At 69.1% G+C, this 19,111-nt stretch carries 16 protein-coding genes and 1 pseudogene; 5 read left to right on the top strand and 12 right to left on the bottom strand.

Translation table 11 applies throughout. From position 1 onward, the window contains the following. Window positions 1–78: 78 nt before the first annotated feature. From F0344_RS28710 to F0344_RS28670, 9 genes are all read right to left on the bottom strand, one after another. Complete coding sequence (locus tag F0344_RS28710) at window positions 79–414, bottom strand: metal-sulfur cluster assembly factor (protein WP_185301526.1); 336 nt, start codon at window positions 412–414, stop codon at window positions 79–81. Then, window positions 411–866 carry a Fe-S cluster assembly sulfur transfer protein SufU gene (sufU, locus tag F0344_RS28705; RefSeq protein WP_308460993.1) on the bottom strand — a complete coding sequence of 152 codons (456 nt, stop codon included), beginning with the start codon at window positions 864–866 and terminating at the stop codon, window positions 411–413. Before sufU ends, F0344_RS28710 begins: the two co-directional genes overlap by 4 nt. Window positions 867–892: 26 nt before the next feature. Continuing rightward, window positions 893–2,161 (bottom strand): cysteine desulfurase, encoded by a 1,269-nt coding sequence (locus F0344_RS28700; RefSeq protein ID WP_185301525.1) that lies wholly within the window; start codon window positions 2,159–2,161, stop codon window positions 893–895. Beyond that, window positions 2,158–2,922, bottom strand: a complete 765-nt coding sequence (gene sufC / locus F0344_RS28695; RefSeq protein WP_185301524.1) for a Fe-S cluster assembly ATPase SufC — start codon at window positions 2,920–2,922, stop codon at window positions 2,158–2,160. The genes F0344_RS28700 and sufC overlap by 4 nt, the downstream gene beginning before the upstream one ends. A 7-nt stretch (window positions 2,923–2,929) precedes the next feature. Then, window positions 2,930–3,247, bottom strand: a complete 318-nt coding sequence (locus F0344_RS28690) for a bifunctional 3-phenylpropionate/cinnamic acid dioxygenase ferredoxin subunit (protein WP_185301523.1) — start codon at window positions 3,245–3,247, stop codon at window positions 2,930–2,932. Beyond that, window positions 3,247–4,464, bottom strand: coding sequence for a Fe-S cluster assembly protein SufD (gene sufD, locus F0344_RS28685; RefSeq protein ID WP_185301522.1), 1,218 nt, complete (start codon window positions 4,462–4,464; stop codon window positions 3,247–3,249). The genes F0344_RS28690 and sufD overlap by 1 nt, the downstream gene beginning before the upstream one ends. A 59-nt stretch (window positions 4,465–4,523) precedes the next feature. Continuing rightward, window positions 4,524–5,945, bottom strand: coding sequence for a Fe-S cluster assembly protein SufB (gene sufB / locus F0344_RS28680; protein ID WP_185301521.1), 1,422 nt, complete (start codon window positions 5,943–5,945; stop codon window positions 4,524–4,526). Then, entirely contained in the window at window positions 5,942–6,679 is a 738-nt protein-coding gene (locus tag F0344_RS28675; RefSeq protein WP_185301520.1) for a helix-turn-helix transcriptional regulator, read from the bottom strand. Before F0344_RS28675 ends, sufB begins: the two co-directional genes overlap by 4 nt. A 217-nt stretch (window positions 6,680–6,896) precedes the next feature. Beyond that, complete coding sequence (locus F0344_RS28670) at window positions 6,897–10,484, bottom strand: S8 family serine peptidase (protein WP_258050151.1); 3,588 nt, start codon at window positions 10,482–10,484, stop codon at window positions 6,897–6,899. 343 nt (window positions 10,485–10,827) lie between these two features. Between F0344_RS28670 and F0344_RS28665 the strand changes: the two genes are divergently transcribed. From F0344_RS28665 to F0344_RS28655, 3 genes are all read left to right on the top strand, one after another. Continuing rightward, on the top strand, window positions 10,828–11,754 hold the full coding sequence (locus F0344_RS28665; protein ID WP_185301519.1) for an ABC transporter ATP-binding protein: 927 nt from the start codon (window positions 10,828–10,830) through the stop codon (window positions 11,752–11,754). Continuing rightward, complete coding sequence (locus F0344_RS28660) at window positions 11,751–12,518, top strand: ABC transporter permease (RefSeq protein WP_185301518.1); 768 nt, start codon at window positions 11,751–11,753, stop codon at window positions 12,516–12,518. The genes F0344_RS28665 and F0344_RS28660 overlap by 4 nt, the downstream gene beginning before the upstream one ends. 90 nt (window positions 12,519–12,608) lie before the next feature. Next, entirely contained in the window at window positions 12,609–13,580 is a 972-nt protein-coding gene (locus F0344_RS28655) for a COX15/CtaA family protein (protein ID WP_185301517.1), read from the top strand. Between the two features lie 24 nt (window positions 13,581–13,604). Here the strand turns inward: F0344_RS28655 and F0344_RS28650 are convergent. From F0344_RS28650 to F0344_RS28640, 3 genes and pseudogenes are all read right to left on the bottom strand, one after another. Then, window positions 13,605–14,091 (bottom strand): annotated as a pseudogene (locus F0344_RS28650) (hypothetical protein). 86 nt (window positions 14,092–14,177) lie between these two features. Then, a complete protein-coding gene (locus F0344_RS28645; protein WP_185301516.1) occupies window positions 14,178–14,534 on the bottom strand; it encodes a hypothetical protein in 357 nt (118 codons plus the stop codon). Between the two features lie 97 nt (window positions 14,535–14,631). Continuing rightward, on the bottom strand, window positions 14,632–15,585 hold the full coding sequence (locus tag F0344_RS28640; RefSeq protein WP_185301515.1) for a heme o synthase: 954 nt from the start codon (window positions 15,583–15,585) through the stop codon (window positions 14,632–14,634). 285 nt (window positions 15,586–15,870) lie between these two features. Here F0344_RS28640 and tkt point away from each other — a divergent pair, with 285 nt between their 5' ends. Then, the gene (gene tkt, locus F0344_RS28635; RefSeq protein ID WP_185301514.1) at window positions 15,871–17,958 is read left to right on the top strand and encodes a transketolase; all 2,088 of its coding nucleotides are present in this window, start codon (window positions 15,871–15,873) and stop codon (window positions 17,956–17,958) included. A 34-nt stretch (window positions 17,959–17,992) separates the two neighbouring features. Then, window positions 17,993–19,111, top strand: a complete 1,119-nt coding sequence (gene tal, locus F0344_RS28630; RefSeq protein WP_185301513.1) for a transaldolase — start codon at window positions 17,993–17,995, stop codon at window positions 19,109–19,111.

Genomic DNA, 19,111 nt, shown 5'->3' with positions numbered 1-19,111 from the left:
CACCGCGCACAGCACCGCGGGGCGCCTCTCCCCTGGACAGGGGAAAGGCGCCCCGCGGTGCACGCGTGTCCTGACCGGTCAGACGTTGAATCCGAGCGCGCGCAGCTGCTCGCGCCCGTCGTCCGTGATCTTGTCCGGGCCCCACGGCGGCATCCAGACCCAGTTGATGCGCAACTCGTTGACGATGCCGTCGGTCGCGGACTTCGCCTGGTCCTCGATGACATCGGTCAACGGACAGGCCGCCGACGTCAGGGTCATGTCGAGCGTGGCGATGTTGGCGTCATCGACGTGGATGCCGTAGATGAGGCCCAGGTTGACGACGTCGATGCCCAGCTCGGGGTCGACTACGTCGTACAGCGCCTCGCGGACCTCCTCCTCGGAGGCCGGCTTCAGTGCGACTGTCTCTTCACTCATGCGGTCTTCCCTTCGGACAGCGCCTGCGCCGTCGCGTCCTTCCACGCCATCCAGCTCAGCAGCGCGCACTTGACCCGGGCCGGGTACTTGGAGACACCGGCGAACGCGACCGCGTCCTCCAGCACCTCCTCCATCGCGTCGTCCGGCTCCAGCTGGCCCTTCGACTGCATCAGTTCCAGGAACGCGCCCTGGATCTTCTGCGCCTCGCCGAGCTGCTTGCCCACGAGCAGCTCGTTCAGCACGGAGGCACTGGCCTGGCTGATGGAGCAGCCCTGGCCGTCGTAGCTGATGTCGGTGATCGTCTCGCCGTCGTACTTCACCCGGAGCGTGATCTCGTCGCCACACGTCGGGTTGACGTGATGCACCTCGGCGTCGCCGTCCCGCAGGCCGCGCCCATGGGGGTGCTTGTAGTGGTCCAGGATCACTTCCTGGTACATGGAATCAAGCTTCACCAGTCAACCCTCAGCAGTTGTGGCATTTAACCGAAAAAGTTCCGTACGTGTTCGAGACCGTCCACCAGGGCGTCGACCTCGGCGGGCGTGGAGTACAGATAGAACGACGCTCGCGTCGTCGCAGGAATTCCGTACCGCAGGCACACCGGCCGCGCACAGTGGTGACCGACCCGGACGGCGATGCCCTGCTCGTCCAGAACCTGGCCCACGTCGTGCGGGTGGATGTCACCCAGGGTGAACGAGATCGTCGCGCCACGGTCCACCGCCGTCGACGGGCCGATGATCCTGAGGTCCGGGACCTCCAGGAGCCGCTTCACCGCGTACTCCGTGATCGCCTGCTCGTGACGGTGGATGTTCTCCATACCGATCGCCGAGAGGTAGTCCACGGCCGCGCCGAGGCCGACGGCCTGGGCGATCGGGGGCGTACCCGCCTCGAACTTGTACGGCGCGGGCGCGTACGTCGACGAGTGCATCGACACGGTCTCGATCATCTCGCCGCCGCCGAGGAACGGAGGCAGGTCCTCCAGGAGTTCCTGCCGTCCCCACAGCACGCCGATGCCGGTCGGACCGACCATCTTGTGACCGGTGAAGGCCACGAAGTCCGCCTGCAGCGCCTGCACGTCGAGCACCATGTGCGGGGCCGCCTGCGAGGCGTCGATGCAGACCAGCGCGCCGACCTGCTGGGCGCGGCGGATGATCTGCTCGACCGGATTGATCGTGCCCATGATGTTCGAGACCAGGGTGAAGGTGACGATCTTCGTCTTCTCCGTGATGATCTCGTCGATGTTGGACAGGTCGAGACGGCCGTCGTCGGTGATGCCGAACCACTTCAGCTTCGCGCCGGTGCGCTGCGAGAGCAGCTGCCACGGCACGATGTTGGAGTGGTGCTCCATCTCCGTGGTGACGATCTCGGTGTCGCTGTCCACCCGATAGGGCTCGTCGGCCCAGCCGAGCATGTTGGCCACGAGGTTGAGCGACTCGGAGGCGTTCTTCGTGAAGATCACCTCGTTGCGGCTCGGCGCGTTGATGAAGGCCGCGACCTTGTCGCGAGCACCCTCGTACAGCGCGGTGGCCTCCTCCGCGATGGTGTACACACCGCGGTGGACGTTGGCGTTGTGCCGCTCGTAGTACTCGTTGAGCGCATCGAGGACCTGGCGCGGCTTCTGCGACGTCGCCGCGCTGTCCAGGTAAACGATCTTCTTGCCGTCGTGGACCGTGCGGCCCAGGATCGGGAAGTCCTTGCGGATCGCCTCGGTGTCGAGGAGGCCGGAGAGCCCCTGTCGGGCGTCAGTCACGCGGAAGCGCCACCCTTCGTGTATGCCTCGTAGCCCTCGTTCTCCAGCTTGTCGGCGAGCTCGGCGCCGCCGGACGCGGCGATGCGGCCGTTCGCGAAGACGTGCACGAAGTCGGGCTTGATGTACTTGAGGATGCGCGTGTAGTGCGTGATCAGCAGGGTGCCGACCTCACCGCTCGCGCGCACCCGGTTGACGCCTTCGGAGACGGACTTCAGCGCGTCGACGTCCAGGCCGGAGTCGGTCTCGTCGAGGACGGCGATCTTCGGCTTGAGGAGCTCCAGCTGAAGGATCTCGTGGCGCTTCTTCTCACCGCCGGAGAAGCCCTCGTTGACGTTGCGCTCGGCGAAGGCCGGGTCCATGTGGAGCTCGGCCATCGTCTCGCGGACCTCCTTCACCCACGTACGCAGCTTCGGCGCCTCGCCGCGGACGGCGGTGGCGGAGGTGCGCAGGAAGTTGGAGACCGAGACACCGGGGATCTCGACGGGGTACTGCATGGCCAGGAAGAGACCGGCGCGAGCGCGCTCGTCGACGGTCATGTCCAGGACGTTCTCGCCGTCCAGGGTCACCGTGCCACTGGTGATCGTGTACTTGGGGTGACCCGCGAGCGAGTACGCGAGGGTGGACTTGCCGGACCCGTTGGGGCCCATGATGGCGTGGGTCTCGCCCTGCTTCACGGTCAGGTCGACGCCCTTGAGGATCTCCTTCGTGGCGTTGTCGGCCTCGACGGAGACGTGCAGGTCGCGGATTTCAAGCGTTGCCATGGGTGACTCAGGTCTCCTGGGTGACGGAGACGAGCACATCGTCCCCTTCGATCTTTACGGGGTAAACGGGAACGGGGCGCGTCGCGGGAAGACCGGACGGCTTGCCGGTACGCAGATCGAAACTCGATCCGTGCAACCAACACTCGATCATGCAGTCCTCGACCTCGCCCTCCGACAGCGAGACGTTCGCGTGCGAGCAGATGTCGTTGATCGCGAACACCTCGCCCTCGGTGCGCACCACGGACACCGGCGTGCCGTCGAGCTCCACCCTCTTGGGGGTGTCGTCCTCCAGCTCACTCAGCGCACAGGCTTTGACGAAGGCCATCAGACGGACGCCTTCAGCTCGGTCTCGATCTTGTCGAGGAGACGGGCTTCGACGTCCGGCAGGCCGATCTGCTGGACGAGCTCGGCGAAGAAGCCGCGCACGACCAGACGGCGGGCCTCCTCGGCGGGGATGCCGCGCGACTGGAGGTAGAAGAGCTGCTCGTCGTCGAAACGGCCGGTCGCGGAGGCGTGGCCGGCGCCGACGATCTCACCGGTCTCGATCTCCAGGTTCGGCACGGAGTCGACCCGGGCGCCGTCCGTGAGGACGAGGTTGCGGTTCATCTCGTACGTGTCGGTGCCCTCGGCCCTGGCCTGGATGAGGACGTCACCGATCCACACGGCGTGCGCACCGTCGCCCTGCAGCGCGCCCTTGTAGGCGACGTTCGACTTGCAGTGCGGGGTGTTGTGGTCGACCAGGAGGCGATGCTCCTGGTGCTGGCCCTTGTCGGTGAAGTACAGGCCGAAGAGCTCGGCCTCGCCGCCGGGGCCCGCGTAGCTGATACGCGGGTGGAGACGCACCAGGTCGCCGCCGAAGGTGACGACGATCGACTTGAACGAGGCGTCCCGGCCGATCAGCGCGTTGTGCTGACCGACGTGCACGGCGTTCTCGTCCCAGTCCTGGACCGAGACGACGGTGAGCTTGGCACCGTCGCCCAGGACGTAGTCGACGTTGGCGGCGAGCACCGCGTCACCCGTGTGGTCGATGACGACGACGGCTTCGGCGAAGGCTCCCAGCTCGATGAGCTGGTGGCCGTAGGCGACGCCGCCCTCGCCGTGCACGGTGATCCGGATCGGCTCGGTGAGCACGGCCTCCTTGGCGACCGTGACGACCGAGGCCCGCACGAAGGACGTGTACGCCTGGGCGGCGACACGGTCCACCGGGACGCCTGCCTTGCCGAGCCGCGAGTCCTCGCGGCCGACGGTCTCGACGGTGACCCCTTCCGGGGCCTCGATCGCGACCTTCAAGGCGTCGCCGGTGACGACGGCGGTGCCGTCGTGCAGCCCGCGAAGACGCTCCAGCGGCGTGAACCGCCACTCCTCCTCACGGCCGTGCGGGACGGGGAAGTCCGCGACGTCGAAGGACGGGGGCGCGCTCATGCGCGTGGCGACGGTCGACTCGGCGGCCACCGCGATGGACCCGGCGGTGGTGGAGCCCACCGGAGGGGGCCCCCCCGCTCGAGCGGAGTCGAGAGTGGGGGAGTTCTGAGCCTCAGCCATGGCTGTCGTAGTGCTCGCTTTCTCAGTCAAGAGGTCGGGGAACGCGGTCGGCGGGCTTACTAGCCGACCGAACCCTCCATCTGCAGCTCGATCAGCCGGTTGAGCTCAAGGGCGTACTCCATGGGCAGCTCCTTGGCGATCGGCTCGACGAAGCCGCGCACGATCATCGCCATGGCCTCGAACTCCGTGAGTCCGCGGCTCATGAGGTAGAAGAGCTGGTCCTCGGAGACCTTGGAGACGGTCGCCTCGTGGCCCATCGACACGTCGTCCTCGCGGACGTCGACGTACGGGTAGGTGTCGGAGCGCGAGATGGTGTCGACCAGCAGGGCGTCACAGAGCACGTTGGACTTGGAGCCGGGCGCGCCCTCGCCGATCTCGATGAGACCGCGGTAGGAGGTACGGCCGCCGCCTCGTGCCACCGACTTGGAGACGATGTTGGACGAGGTGTTCGGTGCCATGTGGACCATCTTGGCGCCGGCGTCCTGGTGCTGGCCCTCGCCCGCGAAGGCGATGGACAGGGTCTCGCCCTTGGCGTGCTCGCCCATCAGGTAGACGGCCGGGTACTTCATCGTGACCTTGGAGCCGATGTTGCCGTCGACCCACTCCATGGTCGCGCCCTCGTACGCCACGGCGCGCTTGGTGACGAGGTTGTAGACGTTGTTCGACCAGTTCTGGATGGTCGTGTAGCGGCAGCGGCCGCCCTTCTTCACGATGATCTCGACGACCGCGGAGTGCAGCGAGTCCGAGGAGTAGATCGGCGCGGTGCAGCCCTCGACGTAGTGGACGTAGGCGTCCTCGTCGACGATGATCAGCGTCCGCTCGAACTGGCCCATGTTCTCCGTGTTGATACGGAAGTAGGCCTGGAGCGGGATCTCCACGTGCACGCCCTTCGGCACGTAGATGAACGAGCCACCGGACCACACGGCCGAGTTCAGCGAGGCGAACTTGTTGTCACCGACCGGAATGATGGTGCCGAAGTACTCCTGGAAGAGCTCCGGGTGCTCCTTCAGCGCGGTGTCGGTGTCCATGAAGATGACACCCTGCGCCTCCAGCTCCTCGTTGATCTGGTGGTAGACGACCTCGGACTCGTACTGGGCGGCCACACCGGCGACGAGGCGCTGCTTCTCCGCCTCGGGGATACCGAGCCTGTCGTACGTGTTCTTGATCTCCTCGGGCAGGTCCTCCCAGGACTCAGCCTGCTTCTCCGTGGACCGCACGAAGTACTTGATGTTGTCGAAGTCGATGCCCGAGAGGTCGGAGCCCCAGTTCGGCATGGGCTTCTTGCCGAAGAGCTTCAGGCCCTTGAGCCGCAGCTTCAGCATCCAGTCGGGCTCGTTCTTCTTCTCCGAGATGTCGCGGACGACAGCCTCGGAGAGGCCGCGCTTGGCCGCAGCGCCTGCCGCGTCGGAGTCGGCCCAACCGAATTCGTACGTGCCCAGACCCTCGAGCTCAGGGTGGGCAGTCTCCGTGGGGAGCGTCATGCGGGGTTCCTCCCGGCAGTGCTTGCAGAAACTGATGTGGTCTGTGGTGTTGCGTGGCCGCTGCGCGGCACGTACGTCGTACACACACCGTCGCCGTGGGCGAGGGTGGCCAGACGCTGCACATGGGTCCCGAGCAGACTGGAGAAGATTTCCGTCTCCGCCTCACACAGCTGCGGGAACTGCTCGGCGACGTGTGCGACCGGGCAGTGGTGCTGGCACAGCTGCTCGCCCTGCTGCGGACCGGGCGCGCTTCGCGCCGTAGCAGCGTACCCGTCGGCCGACAAGGCCTTGGCAAGCGCCTCGGTTCGGTCTTCGGGGGCGGCCGCCTCGACCGCCGCGCGGTACCCCTCGGCCTGTGCGGCCATACGGGCGCGGGCGAACGCCATGACCGCCTCGTCGCCCGAGGCCTCGGCGATCCAGCGCAGGGCGTCGGCGGCGAGCTTGTCGTAGGACTGGTCGAAGGCGTCCCTGCCGCAGTCCGTCAGGGCGAACACCTTGGCGGGCCGCCCCCTGGTCCGTGCCCCGTAGACCCGCTGTTCACGGGCTTCGACGACACCGTCGGACACGAGGGCGTCGAGATGACGGCGGACGGCGGCCTGGGTGAGGCGCACGCGCTTCGCGAGATCGGCGGCGGTGGACGGGCCATGGTCCAGGATGGAGCGCGCGACCCGGTTGCGCGTCGAGCGCTCACCGGTCGCGAGTTCCTCCTGCGGAGCCTCGCCGACGTATTTCACAACGCCATTGTTGCGTAATTCCGGGGAGCCTGACAACCCGCCCCCCGATCATGAGCGATGGGGTACGTCACTTAGGCTTACCTAAGTTGACCTGCGGGAATGATCATTTCCCCGTGCCCTGACCGGTCCGACACAACCGCCGCCGCGACGCACGGCAGCCCGCCCGGCAGGTGCCGGGCGGGCCGTGATCTCCGGCGTGTCAGGCGCCGGTCGTGGTTCAGCCGGTCAGGTCCGGCCGCTGCGAGACCCGGACCGAGTTCACCAGGGACTTGCCGTGGATCGCCGACAGCCGGACGTTCAGCTGGCCGTCGGTGACCTCCACCGTGATCGTCTTGTCCAGGGCGGTGTACGTGCCCTTCTCGAGCGCGATGTCGAGGTTGGAGACGTACTCCTTGCCCTCGGCGAGCACATCGAAGACCCTCGCCCCCGGCTTGGTACCACTGACCTCGGCGAAGCCCAGCTCGACGCGGTAGACCCCGTTGGGCACGTTGTCGAAGCGGTACTCCAGCGCGCCGCTGCGGGCCGTGCGGTACAGCGCCTGCTCGCTCGTGCCGGAGATGGTCCTCGTCGTGCCGGTCCTGCTCGTGGTCCCGATGTAGCCGTACGAACCGGCCGCGTACTCCCGGTCCGGTCCCCAGCTGTCACCGAGCAGGTCCGTCACCGAACCGTTGGTGCCTGTGTCGAGCGCCGCCTGGTAGGCCGGAACCACGATCTTCAGCGGGATCTCGACGACGGGCGCCCGGCCGCTCTCCGACGCGACGAGCAGCGTGCCGGTCAGGACCGTGCCCGGGGTCACGCCCGTGGTGTCGAAGGTGAGCCGCACCTGCTGTTCGGCGCCCTCGGCCAGCTCGCCGGAGGCGGGCGTGGCCGTGACCCAGGCGGCGTCACCCTGTTCCTCGACCGAGTACGGCGTGGTGGTGCCCGTGTTGCCCACGGTCAGCGTGCGGGTGCGGTCCTGGTCCGCCGGGACGACCAGGGCGTAGTCCGCCGCGGAGGCCGTGACCCGGCCCGTCCTCAGCACGGCGTCGGCCACGGCGATGTCCTTGGCCTTCAGCGTGCGTTCCGCGCCGGCGCCCGCGTAGTGGTCGGCCGCGACCGTGATGTCGTAACCGGCCTCGGTGGCGTCCGCCGGGAACTGCACGAGGTAGCTGCCGTCGGCGCCGGTGGTGCCGGTGGCGAAGGCGGTTCCGCCCCGGCCGACCTTCACCGTGGCGCCGGCCACCGGCCCGCCGTCGTTCTCGTCGGTGACCGTGCCGGTCAGCACGGCGCTCCGGCCGGTGCTGAAGGAGATGGTCATGCCGTCGGTGACGGCCGCCTGGTTGTGGGAGAAGAGCAGGGCGTCCGTGCCGGTGTCGCTCTCGATGCCGACGGTGGCACCGGAGCCGTTCTCGACAAGGTCGTCGCCGATGTCTTTGTAGTGGTAGGAGACGGTGCCGTCCTCACCGATGACCGCAGCGAAGCTGATCTGCCGCGACGTGACGCTGCCGATCTGCACGTCCCGCCACTCGACGACCACCGAGCGGTGCGGCGCCGTGCCGCGGACCGCCCAGTAGACGCCGGAGGTGTCGGAGCCGTTGGTGAGCTGCAGGTTGTCCCAGAAGGGGTAGAGCGCACCGTTGGGAGTGCCCGTGGTCGGCAGGCTCGCGTTCGACGAGGAGGTGCTGGCTGAGCCGAGCGCGAGCACGCCCTCGGTGGTGGCGGTAGCCGCGCGGTACGTCTTTCCGTACAGCCCGACCGGGAACGGCAGGTCGAAGCGGGCCGTACCGCTCGTCGCGCTGGACATCGCGAGCTCGGTGTCGCCCGTCGGGAAGGCACCCGTGCCCACCCGGCAGGTCGTGCCGAAGGTGTCCGCGCGGCTGGCCAGCTCGATGTCCCTGCTCGCCGACGCCGTCAGGTCGACACTTACGCTCGTCGCCGTGGCGCAGCGGCTGACCGGGGTGACGGCCACGTTGTACGTACCGACCGGCAGGGTCACCGTGTACGTGCCGTCGGCGGCCGAGACCGTCTTGACGGGGGTGCCCTGGACGACGACGTCCGCGCCGGCCTCGATGCCCGCCTCGGTCCGCACGGCGCCGCTGAGCGTCGCGCTGGGCGCCTGCTCCAGGGTGAAGTCCTTGGCCGCCGTCTCGTTCTCGAGGATCGTGACAGTGGACTCGGCGGTGTGGAAACCGAACTTGGAGACGGTGATCCGGTAGTCGCCGACCATCACCTTGGGCAGGGCGTAGGAACCGTCCGTGCCGGTGGTGACGGTGGCCTTCATCGGTCCGTCCAGGGTTACGAGGGCGTCCGCGACGACCGCGTCGCCGGAGCCGACCTTCCCTCCGAGCGCGCCGAGCGGGCCGCGGGGCGTGGCGCTGACGGCGGCGTACGCGTCGAGGCGGCCTTCGCCCCAGACGTTGTTCCTGGCCGCGGTGCCGCCGCAGGTCGTGTTGTCGGTGTCGATCGCGGTCTGGTCGAGGAGCGTCTCCGTCGCCGCGACGTCGCTGCGGATCGCGGGCGATGCGGACCACATCAGCGCCACGGTGGCGGCGGTGTGCGGTGAGGCCATCGACGTACCGGAGATGGCGTTGTAGCCGCCGCCCATCCACGAGGAACGGATGTTGACGCCGGGCGCGGAGAGGTTCGGCTTCAGGGTGCCCGCCTCGCCGGTGCCGCGCGAGGAGAAGCTCGCGATGGCGTTGTTGATGTCGAAGGCGCCCGAGGAGTAGCTGTTGGAGTAGGCGCCGGGCGACCCCGAGGTGTTGCAGCCGGGGCCGGCGTTGCCGTTGGAGAAGGCCGGGAAGATGCCCGCGTCACGCCACGACTGGACGGTGGCCTTGTACCAGGTGTCGATGACGTTGGCGCCCCACGAGTTGTTCACCACGTCCGGCGCGAGGTCCGGCCGCGGGTTGGCGCCCGAGGCGTCCGTGGGCGCGACCATCCACTGGCCCGAGGCGAGCAGCGTCTCCCGCGCGCAGGAGCTGGTCCCGCAGCCCTTGGCGGCGATCCACCGGGCGCCGGGGGCGACGCCCACCTGGTTGCCGCCGCCGTCGTCGCCGACCATGGTGCCCATGGTGTGGGTGCCGTGGCCGTTGTTGTCGCAGGGCGCGGTGCCCGTGCAGACCTTGGTCGGGTCGAACCAGTTGTACGCGTGGTCGTACGTGCCGTCCGCCTTCAGGCCCCGGTACTTGGCCGCGACAGCCGGGTGGTCGAACTGGACGCCGCTGTCGATGTTGGCCACGACGATGCCGTCACCGCGTACGCCCAGGTCGTTCCAGACCTTCGGGGCGTTGATCCGGTCGAGGTTCCACTCGACGGCGTCGACCTCGGGCTCGCTGGTGCCGGGCAGCGGGTCAGGAATCGTGACCGGGTCGTCGGCCTCGATGGCGGCCACGTCCGAACGGGCCGCGATCTTCTCGGCGAGTGCCTTGTCACCGGTGATCCGCACGGTGTTGGCGATCCAGAACGAGGTGTACGCCGCTCCGGCGTCCTTGGCCAGCCCGATGACCCCGGCCTGGGACTTCTTCGCGAACGCGGTCTTCGTCTCGTAGACGGCACGGGCCTTGGCGGTCTTGCCCTTCGCCGCGCGGGCGGACGCGACATCCGCCTCCTCCTCGAGGCTCACCCAGAAGGTCACCTTCTCCTGGCCGGCGAACTGCTTGAGCAGCGTGCCCTCGGACTTGGCCTGGTAGGCGGACCGCGGCGCGGGGTCGTCCGTCCGGGCCTGGGCCGGCGAGGCACTGATCATGAGTGGTATCGCGGTCGCTGCCGCGGTGAGAAGTGCGGCAGCGGACCGCCGTCCGAGACGCGTGGAACGTCGGATCACGAGCTCTCCTTCAGGAGTCGGCGGAGGTCTCCCGCCGTAGGGGATGAAGGAACAGGCGCGGGTGCCACTCACAGCTGCCGCTGCCCGCTGAGACGTGTGGGGGGCACAGCAACCGCTTGAGCTCAGGGAGGAGCATGGGGGACGTGGGGCGGCAGGGGTAGGGCGCCCACCGGAGCCCGGTACGGGGATTGGCCGAACTTACGGGTGTACCGAGGAGTCCTGCGGGCATCTACCCACGGCTTCCGCAGCGGGGCCGCGCCCCTGCCTGCCGCCACATTGGCGAAATCCGGTTCGCAGGACCCGCGCCCCGGGGCCCTTCGGTCACTGCCTAGACTTACCGGCCATGAACAGCGAGCCCGTCGTCCAGGTCACCGGCCTGGTGAAGCGGTACGGCACCAAGACCGCAGTGAACGGCCTCGACCTCGACGTCCGGGCCGGCGCGGTCACCGCGGTCCTCGGCCCGAACGGCGCGGGCAAGACCACCACCATCGAGACCTGCGAGGGCTACCGGCGGCCGGACGCCGGGACCGTACGCGTGCTCGGCCTCGACCCCGTCGCCGACGCCGCGGCGCTGCGCCCCAGGGTCGGAGTGATGCTCCAGTCCGGCGGCGTCTACTCCGGCGCGCGCGCCGACGAGATGCTGCGCCACATGGCCAGGCTGTACGCCCATCCGCTGGACGTCGACGCCCTCATCGAGCGGCTCGGCCTCGGCAGCTGCGGGCGCACCACCTACCGCCGGCTCTCCGGTGGCCAGCAGCAGCGGCTCGCCCTGGCGATGGCCGTCGTGGGCCGCCCCGAACTGGTCTTCCTCGACGAGCCGACGGCGGGCCTGGACCCGCAGGCGCGCCGCTCCACCTGGGACCTCGTAAGGGAACTGCGTTCCGACGGCGTGTCGGTCGTCCTGACCACGCACTTCATGGACGAGGCCGAGGAGCTCGCGGACGACGTCGCCATCATCGACGCGGGCCGGGTCATCGCCCAGGGCTGCCCGGAGTCGCTGTGCCGCGGCGGCGCCGAGAACACCCTGCGCTTCACCGGCCGCCCCGGCCTGGACCTCGGCTCACTGCTCAAGGCGCTGCCCGACGGCACGGCGGCGGCCGAGCTGACCTCGGGCGCGTACCGCATCACCGGCGACGTCGGCCCCCAGCTGCTGGCCACCGTGACCTCCTGGTGCGCCCAGCACGGAGTGATGCCGTCCGGCATCGCGGTGGAGCGGCACACGCTGGAAGACGTCTTCCTGGAACTGACCGGCAAGGAGCTGCGCGCATGAGCGCCGGTACGTACACCCCCCGTCCCGGTGCGGCCCCGCTGCCGCGCATGATCGCCGCGCAGACCGCTCTGGAGACGCGGATGCTGCTGCGCAACGGCGAGCAGCTGCTCCTCACGGTGATCATCCCGACGCTGCTCCTCGTACTGTTCAGCACGGTGGACGTGGTGGACACGGGAGCGGGCGATCCGGTCGACTTCCTGGCGCCCGGCATCCTCGCGCTGGCCGTGATGTCCACCGCGTTCACCGGCCAGGCCATCGCCACCGGCTTCGAACGGCGTTACGGGGTGCTCAAGCGGCTCGGCGCCTCACCCCTGCCGCGCTGGGCGCTGATGACCTCGAAGACTCTGTCGGTGCTGGTCACCGAGGTGCTGCAGATCGCGCTGCTGACGGCCATCGCCTTCGCCCTGGGGTGGTCCCCCGAGGGCAGCCCCCTCGCCGTGCTGCTCCTGCTGGTGCTCGGCACCGCGGCGTTCTCCGGCCTCGGCCTCCTGATGGCCGGGACGCTGAAGGCGGAGGCGACGCTCGCCGCCGCGAACCTGGTCTTCCTGCTGCTGCTGGTGGGCGGCGGGGTGATCGTGCCGCTCGACAGGTTCCCGGACGCGGCTCAGTCGGTCCTGGGGCTGCTACCGGTCTCGGCGCTGTCGGAGGGGCTGCGGGACGTCCTCCAGCACGGCGCCGCGATGCCGTGGGGCGAGGCCGGAATCCTCGCCGTGTGGGCCGCCCTCGGACTGGGCGCCGCGGCGAGGTTCTTCCGCTGGGAGTAGGCGCCCGGGCTCACATACGGGGCATTGGGGATACCGGACATCCGGCCGGAACCCACCCCTCGTGAAAACATGCACAAGGCCCCGCTTACGATGGTTCGCGTGGAAACCCCCCTCTCCTACATCGCCAAGCGCTGGACTCCGTCCACCGAGGTGGTCCGGCGCGCCGCTCTCTCGGCCGTCGTGATGAGCGTGTTCATCATCGTCACGGGCGGTGCCGTCCGGCTCACCGGTTCCGGTCTGGGCTGCGACACCTGGCCCAAGTGCACGGACGACAGCCTCTTCGCGACGCCCGAGCAGGGGCTGCACGGCGCGATCGAGTTCGGCAACCGGATGCTCACCTACGTCCTGTCGGCCGCCGTCGGCTGGGCGATCATCGCGGTACGTGCCGCCAAGCCTCGCCGCCGCACGCTGACCCGGCTCGCCTGGTCGCAGTTCTGGCTCGTGATGGGGAACGCCGTGCTCGGCGGGATCACGGTCTGGGCGGGCCTCAACCCGTGGACGGTGGCCGGTCACTTCCTGCTCGCCAACTGCCTGCTCGCGGTCACCGTCATCACCTGGGTGCGGGTCGGCGAGGGCGACGGCGCACCGCGCCCGCGCGCTCCCCGGCCGGTACGCGGCCTGTCCTGGGCGATCGTCGTCACCACCGTGCTCCTGATCGCCCTGGGTACGACGGTGACCGGTTCCGGCAAGCACGCCGGTGACAGCAGCGACGTACCGCGCATGCCGTGGGACTGGGCCGCGGCCGCCCATGTGCACGCCATCGCCGCGTGGGTCGTCTGCGCCCTGGCCGTCGCGATGTGGCTGGCGCTGCGGGTGGTGGACGCCCCTGCCGACACCCGGGCGCGCGCACGTGACCTGCTGATCGTGCTGCTGGCGCAGGGTGCGATCGGGTACGTGCAGTACTTCAGCGACGTCCCCGAGATCCTGGTCGGCATCCACATGTTCGGCTCCGCGCTGATGTGGATCGCCGTACTGCGCCTGTTCCTGAGCATGCGGGAGCGTACGGAGCCGATGGCCGGCATCCCCGTGCAGGAGACCCCGACCGTCACCGTCGCGAGCTGACCCCGGCCTCTCCGGTGGGGCGGTTCAGCCGTCCAGCCCGTAGACCCGCCGGGCGTTGCCCGAAGCGATCGGTTCCGCGACCCGCGCCGCGTCGTCACATGACCACGCGCCGTCGGACACCCAGCCGCCCAGCACCGAGCCGAGCGCCTCGTGGAACTGCCGTGCCGCGACCAGATGGAGTTCGGGCAGCGCCCGCGCCCCGCTGGAGTACGCAGTTTGCCGAACGGGGCGAGCTCCAGGATCTCCGCCAGTACGGCCCCGGCCCGCGCACCCGTACGGGCGAGGGCGGGAGATGACGCGCGGGCGCGCAGTGCGCCTCCAGACCGAGGAGGGGCGGACACCAGCGGCGTACGGCGAAACCGGTCTGGGTGTCGAAGAAGGTGGTGCCCGGGGCGGGCCCGGAACCGGCCGTGGACAGCTGGGCCTCGAAGGTGGCGAGGCCCAGCTCGGCGCGGAGCACCCCGTGGCAGTGCTGATCGACCAGGTCCGCCGCTGGCGGTGTGTCGGTCATCCGGGACTCCCTGCGATGGCGTGCGTGTGCACCGCCTAACGGGTGAGACCCGTGTCAGGTGTTGCCCGTGCGCCGTCCCGAACGGCTCAGCGGCTGTTGGAGGGCCCACCGAGCTGGATACCGGCCATCCGGGTCCACTCGTACGGTCCGGTCCGGATCTTGGCCGCGAAGTCGCCGTCGAAGCTCTCGTGCATCGTGATCCCGGACTTGCGCGTCGCGCTCTCGGCCACCGCGTACGAGGGGGCCACGAGGTCGCCCCAGCCGCCGTCCTGCCCGACGAGGACGATGCGGGTGCCCGTCTGCCCGGTGTGCGCGAGGTGGCCCTCGGCCCCGCCGTGCTCCTTGGCGAACGCGCCGATCTGCTTGGCCAGCCTCGCCGCCCTGCGCTCCGCGCGGGCCGCCTGCCTGCTGTCCGCCTGCTGGGTTTCTGCCGTCTCTGCCATGCAATGGATGCTACCGAGCGGTAGATCGACTGGCGACGGGCGGGCCACGTGGTCTGTGCCACGTGACCCGCCCGTCGGCGGAAGCGTTTGCGCGGTGTTACCGCAGGAAGGGGTCCACGGCCACGGCGACGAAGAGGAGCGAGACGTAGGTGATGGACCAGTGGAACAGCCGCATCTCCTTGAGCTTGGCCCCGGTCACTCCCGAGTTGGCCCGGGTCTGCAGGCCGTGCGCCTCCCAGAGCCAGAAGCCACCGGTCAGGACGGCCACCGTCGTGTAGAACCAGCCCGTGTAGCCGAGCGGGGTCAGCAGCAGCGACACCGCCACCATGACCCAGCTGTAGATGACGATCTGGCGGGCGACCACCTGGTTGGTGGCGATGACCGGAAGCATCGGGACGCCGACCCTGGCGTAGTCCTCCTTCACCTTCATGGACAGCGGCCAGTAATGCGGCGGCGTCCAGAAGAAGATGACGGCGAAGAGAATGACCGCGGCCCAGGAGAGGGAATTGGTCACGGCGGACCAGCCGATGAGCACCGGCATGCAGCCGGCGATTCCGCCCCACACGATGTTCTGCGAGGTACGGCGCTTCAGGAGCATCGTGTAGACGACGACGTAGAAGAGCAGTGCCCCGAGCGCGAGGGCAGCCGAGAGCCAGTTGACGAGCAGTCCGAACCAGACGGTGGAGATCACCGCGAGCGAGATTCCGAATACGAGGCACTCGACGGGGCTCACCATGCCGGTGACCAGCGGGCGCTGCGACGTGCGGTCCATCAGCGCGTCGATGTCGCGGTCGATGTACATGTTCAGCGCGTTGGCACCACCCGCGGAGAGATATCCGCCGATGGTGGTAGTGAGAACGAGCCACAGGTCTGGAACACCTTGAGCGGCGAGGAACATCACCGGAACAGTGGTGATGAGCAACAGCTCGATGATCCGCGGCTTGGTAAGCGCCACGAATGCCTTGATGCGGGCCCCGAACGGGCGATGGCCCCCTGGGCTCGGAGTCAAGGCGACCCCTGCGGGTCGGGACTCGACGGCCGTCACGCACACCCCTGACAGAGAAATCCCAGCAAGCTCCGGGAGTGAAGGCCCGGTAAAGACTTGCGCGAACCAGACCATCGTAGACGTTGCGGATACGCCGCCCTTCGCGGGGGTGGGCACGTGTTGGGGTGGTGCGGTAATGAACGGGCAGCTTTCGTCAGCAGGCGAACTCCACAGGTCGCCGTCACCCTGGTAACTACCCGGAAGCAGTGCGTGGTGTCGGGGGTAGGCTCGACACCGCCCGGTGCGGTACAGCCACCGGTTTACGACAGTGGAGAGGAGCCCTGACTCAGGGTGAGCACCAAGCCGACCACCACAGACCTCCAGTGGACCGAATTGGACCAGCGGGCCGTGGACACCGCCCGTGTCCTCGCCGCGGACGCCGTACAGAAGGTCGGAAACGGCCACCCGGGTACGGCGATGAGCCTGGCTCCTGCCGCGTACACCATCTTCCAGAAGGTGATGCGCCACGACCCGGCGGACGCGGAATGGACCGGGCGCGACCGGTTCGTGCTCTCGGCGGGCCACTCCAGCCTGACCCTCTACATCCAGCTCTACCTGGCCGGATACGGCCTGGAGCTGGACGACCTCAAGTCTTTCCGAACCTGGGGCTCGAAGACCCCGGGACACCCGGAGTACGGCCACACCACAGGCGTGGAGACGACGACCGGCCCGCTGGGCCAGGGTGTCGCCAACGCGGTGGGCATGGCCATGGCCGCCCGTTACGAGCGCGGCCTGTTCGACCCGCAGGCGGCCCCCGGCACCTCCCCGTTCGACCACAACGTCTACGTCATCGCCGGTGACGGCTGCCTCCAGGAAGGCATCTCCGCGGAGGCGTCCTCGCTGGCCGGGCACCAGAAGCTCGGCAGCCTCGTCATGCTGTGGGACGACAACCACATCTCGATCGAGGGCGACACGGAGACCGCGGTCTCCGAGGACACCCTCAAGCGGTACGAGGCGTACGGCTGGCACGTCCAGCGTGTCGAGCAGCTGCCGAACGGCGACCTCGACCCCGCGGGCCTCTACCAGGCACTCCAGGCCGCCAAGGCCGAGACGGAGCGCCCGTCGTTCATCGCGGCCCGCTCGATCATCGCGTGGCCGGCCCCCAGCGCCCAGAACACCGAGGCAGCCCACGGCTCGGCGCTCGGCGACGACGAGGTCGCGGCGACGAAGCGGGTGCTCGGTTTCGACCCCGAGAAGAGCTTCGAGGTCTCCGACTCGGTCATCGCCCACACGCGTGAGGCGCTGGACCGCGGCCGTGAGCTCAAGGCCGAGTGGGAGAAGTCCCTCGCCGCCTGGCGCACCGCCAACCCGGAGCGCTCCGCCGAATTCGACCGGATCTCCAAGGGCGAGCTGCCCGCGGGCTGGGAAGAGAAGCTTCCGGTGTTCGAGTCCGGCAAGGGGGTCGCCACCCGCGCGGCCTCCGGCAAGGTCCTCCAGGCCCTGGGCGACGTCATCCCCGAGCTGTGGGGCGGCTCCGCCGACCTGGCCGGCTCGAACAACACGACGATCGACAAGACGTCGTCGTTCCTCCCGGTGGGCAACCCGCTGCCCGGAGCGGACCCGTACGGCCGGACGATCCACTTCGGCATCCGTGAGCACGCCATGGCCGCGGCCATGAACGGCATCGCGCTGCACGGCAACACCCGCGTCTACGGCGGCACCTTCCTGGTGTTCTCCGACTACATGCGCAACGCCGTGCGGCTGTCCGCGCTGATGCACATCCCGGTGACGTACGTGTGGACGCACGACTCGATCGGCCTCGGCGAGGACGGCCCGACCCACCAGCCGGTGGAGCACCTGGCCTCGCTGCGCGCGATCCCGGGCCTGAACGTCGTACGCCCGGCCGACGCGAACGAGACCGCCATCGCCTGGCGCGAGATCCTGCGCCGCTACACCAAGGTGTTCGGCAAGGGTGCCCCGCACGGTCTGGCGCTGACCCGTCAGGGCGTGCCGACGTACGAGGCGAACGAGGACGCGGCCAGGGGCGGGTACGTGCTGTTCGACGCCGAGGGCGGTGAGCCCCAGGTCGTGCTGATCGGCACGGGCTCCGAGGTGCACCTCGCCGTCGAGGCGCGCGAGCAGCTCCAGGCCGCCGGCGTCCCGACGCGTGTCGTGTCGATGCCGTGCGTCGAGTGGTTCGAGGAGCAGGACCAGGCGTACAAGGACAGCGTCCTGCCGCCGTCCGTGAAGGCCCGCGTCGCCGTCGAGGCGGGCATCGGCCTGACCTGGTACCGGTACGTCGGTGACGCCGGCCGGATCGTCTCGCTGGAGCACTTCGGTGCCTCCGCAGACGCCAAGGTCCTCTTCCGCGAGTTCGGCTTCACCGCGGAGCACGTCGCCGCCGCCGCCCGGGAATCCCTCGCCGCCTCCGCGCGCTGACGCAGGTATACGACCAGTAGGAGATGTAATACCGATGACAGACGCACTCAAGCGCCTCTCCGACGAGGGCGTGGCGATCTGGCTGGACGACCTCTCGCGCAAGCGGATCACGTCCGGCAACCTCGCCGAGCTGATCGACCAGCAGCACGTGGTGGGTGTCACCACCAACCCGTCGATCTTCCAGAAGGCGATCTCGCACGGTGACGGTTACGAGCAGCAGCTCACCGACCTCGCCGCCCGCAGGGTCACCGTCGAGGAGGCCATCCGCATGATCACGACGGTGGACGTCCGAGACGCCGCCGACATCCTGCGTCCGGTCTTCGACGCGACCCAGGGCCAGGACGGCCGGGTCTCCATCGAGGTCGACCCGCGCCTGGCGCACAACACCCTGGCCACGGTCGCCGAGGCCAAGCAGCTCGCCTGGCTGGTGGACCGGCCGAACACGCTCATCAAGATCCCGGCGACGAAGGCCGGCCTCCCGGCGATCACCGAGGTCATCGGCCGGGGCATCAGCGTCAACGTGACGCTGATCTTCTCGCTGGAGCGCTATCGCGAGGTCATGGAGGCCTACCTGGCGGGCCTGGAGAAGGCGAAGACCTCGGGCCTGGACCTCTCCAAGATCCACTCGGTGGCCTCGTTCTTCGTGTCCCGTGTGGACACCGAGATCGACAAGCGCCTGGACGCGATCGGCAGCGATGCGGCCAAGGCCGCCAAGGGCAAGTCCGCCCTCGCCAACGCGCGCCTGGCCTACGAGGCGTACGAGGAGGTCTTCGCGGGCGACCGCTGGGCCGCCCTCGACAAGGCGCAGGCCAACAAGCAGCGCCCGCTGTGGGCCTCGACCGGCGTGAAGGACCCGTCCCTGAAGGACACCCTGTACGTCGACGAGCTCGTCGCCCCGAACACGGTCAACACCATGCCGGAGGCCACGCTCGACGCGGTCGCCGACCACGGTGAGATCACCGGTAACACCATCAAGGGCAGCTACGACCAGGGCCGTGCCGACCTCGACGCGATCAAGAAGCTCGGGGTGAGCTACGACGAGGTCGTCCAGCTCCTCGAGGACGAGGGCGTCGACAAGTTCGAGGCCGCCTGGATCGATCTGCTCAACTCCACCGAGGCGGAACTCAAGCGCCTCGCCCCCTCGGAGGGCTGA

Origin of the sequence: Streptomyces finlayi (assembly GCF_014216315.1) — a bacterium.
GTDB classification, from domain to species: domain Bacteria; phylum Actinomycetota; class Actinomycetes; order Streptomycetales; family Streptomycetaceae; genus Streptomyces; species Streptomyces finlayi_A.
This window is presented reverse-complemented; position numbering and strand designations above follow the sequence as displayed.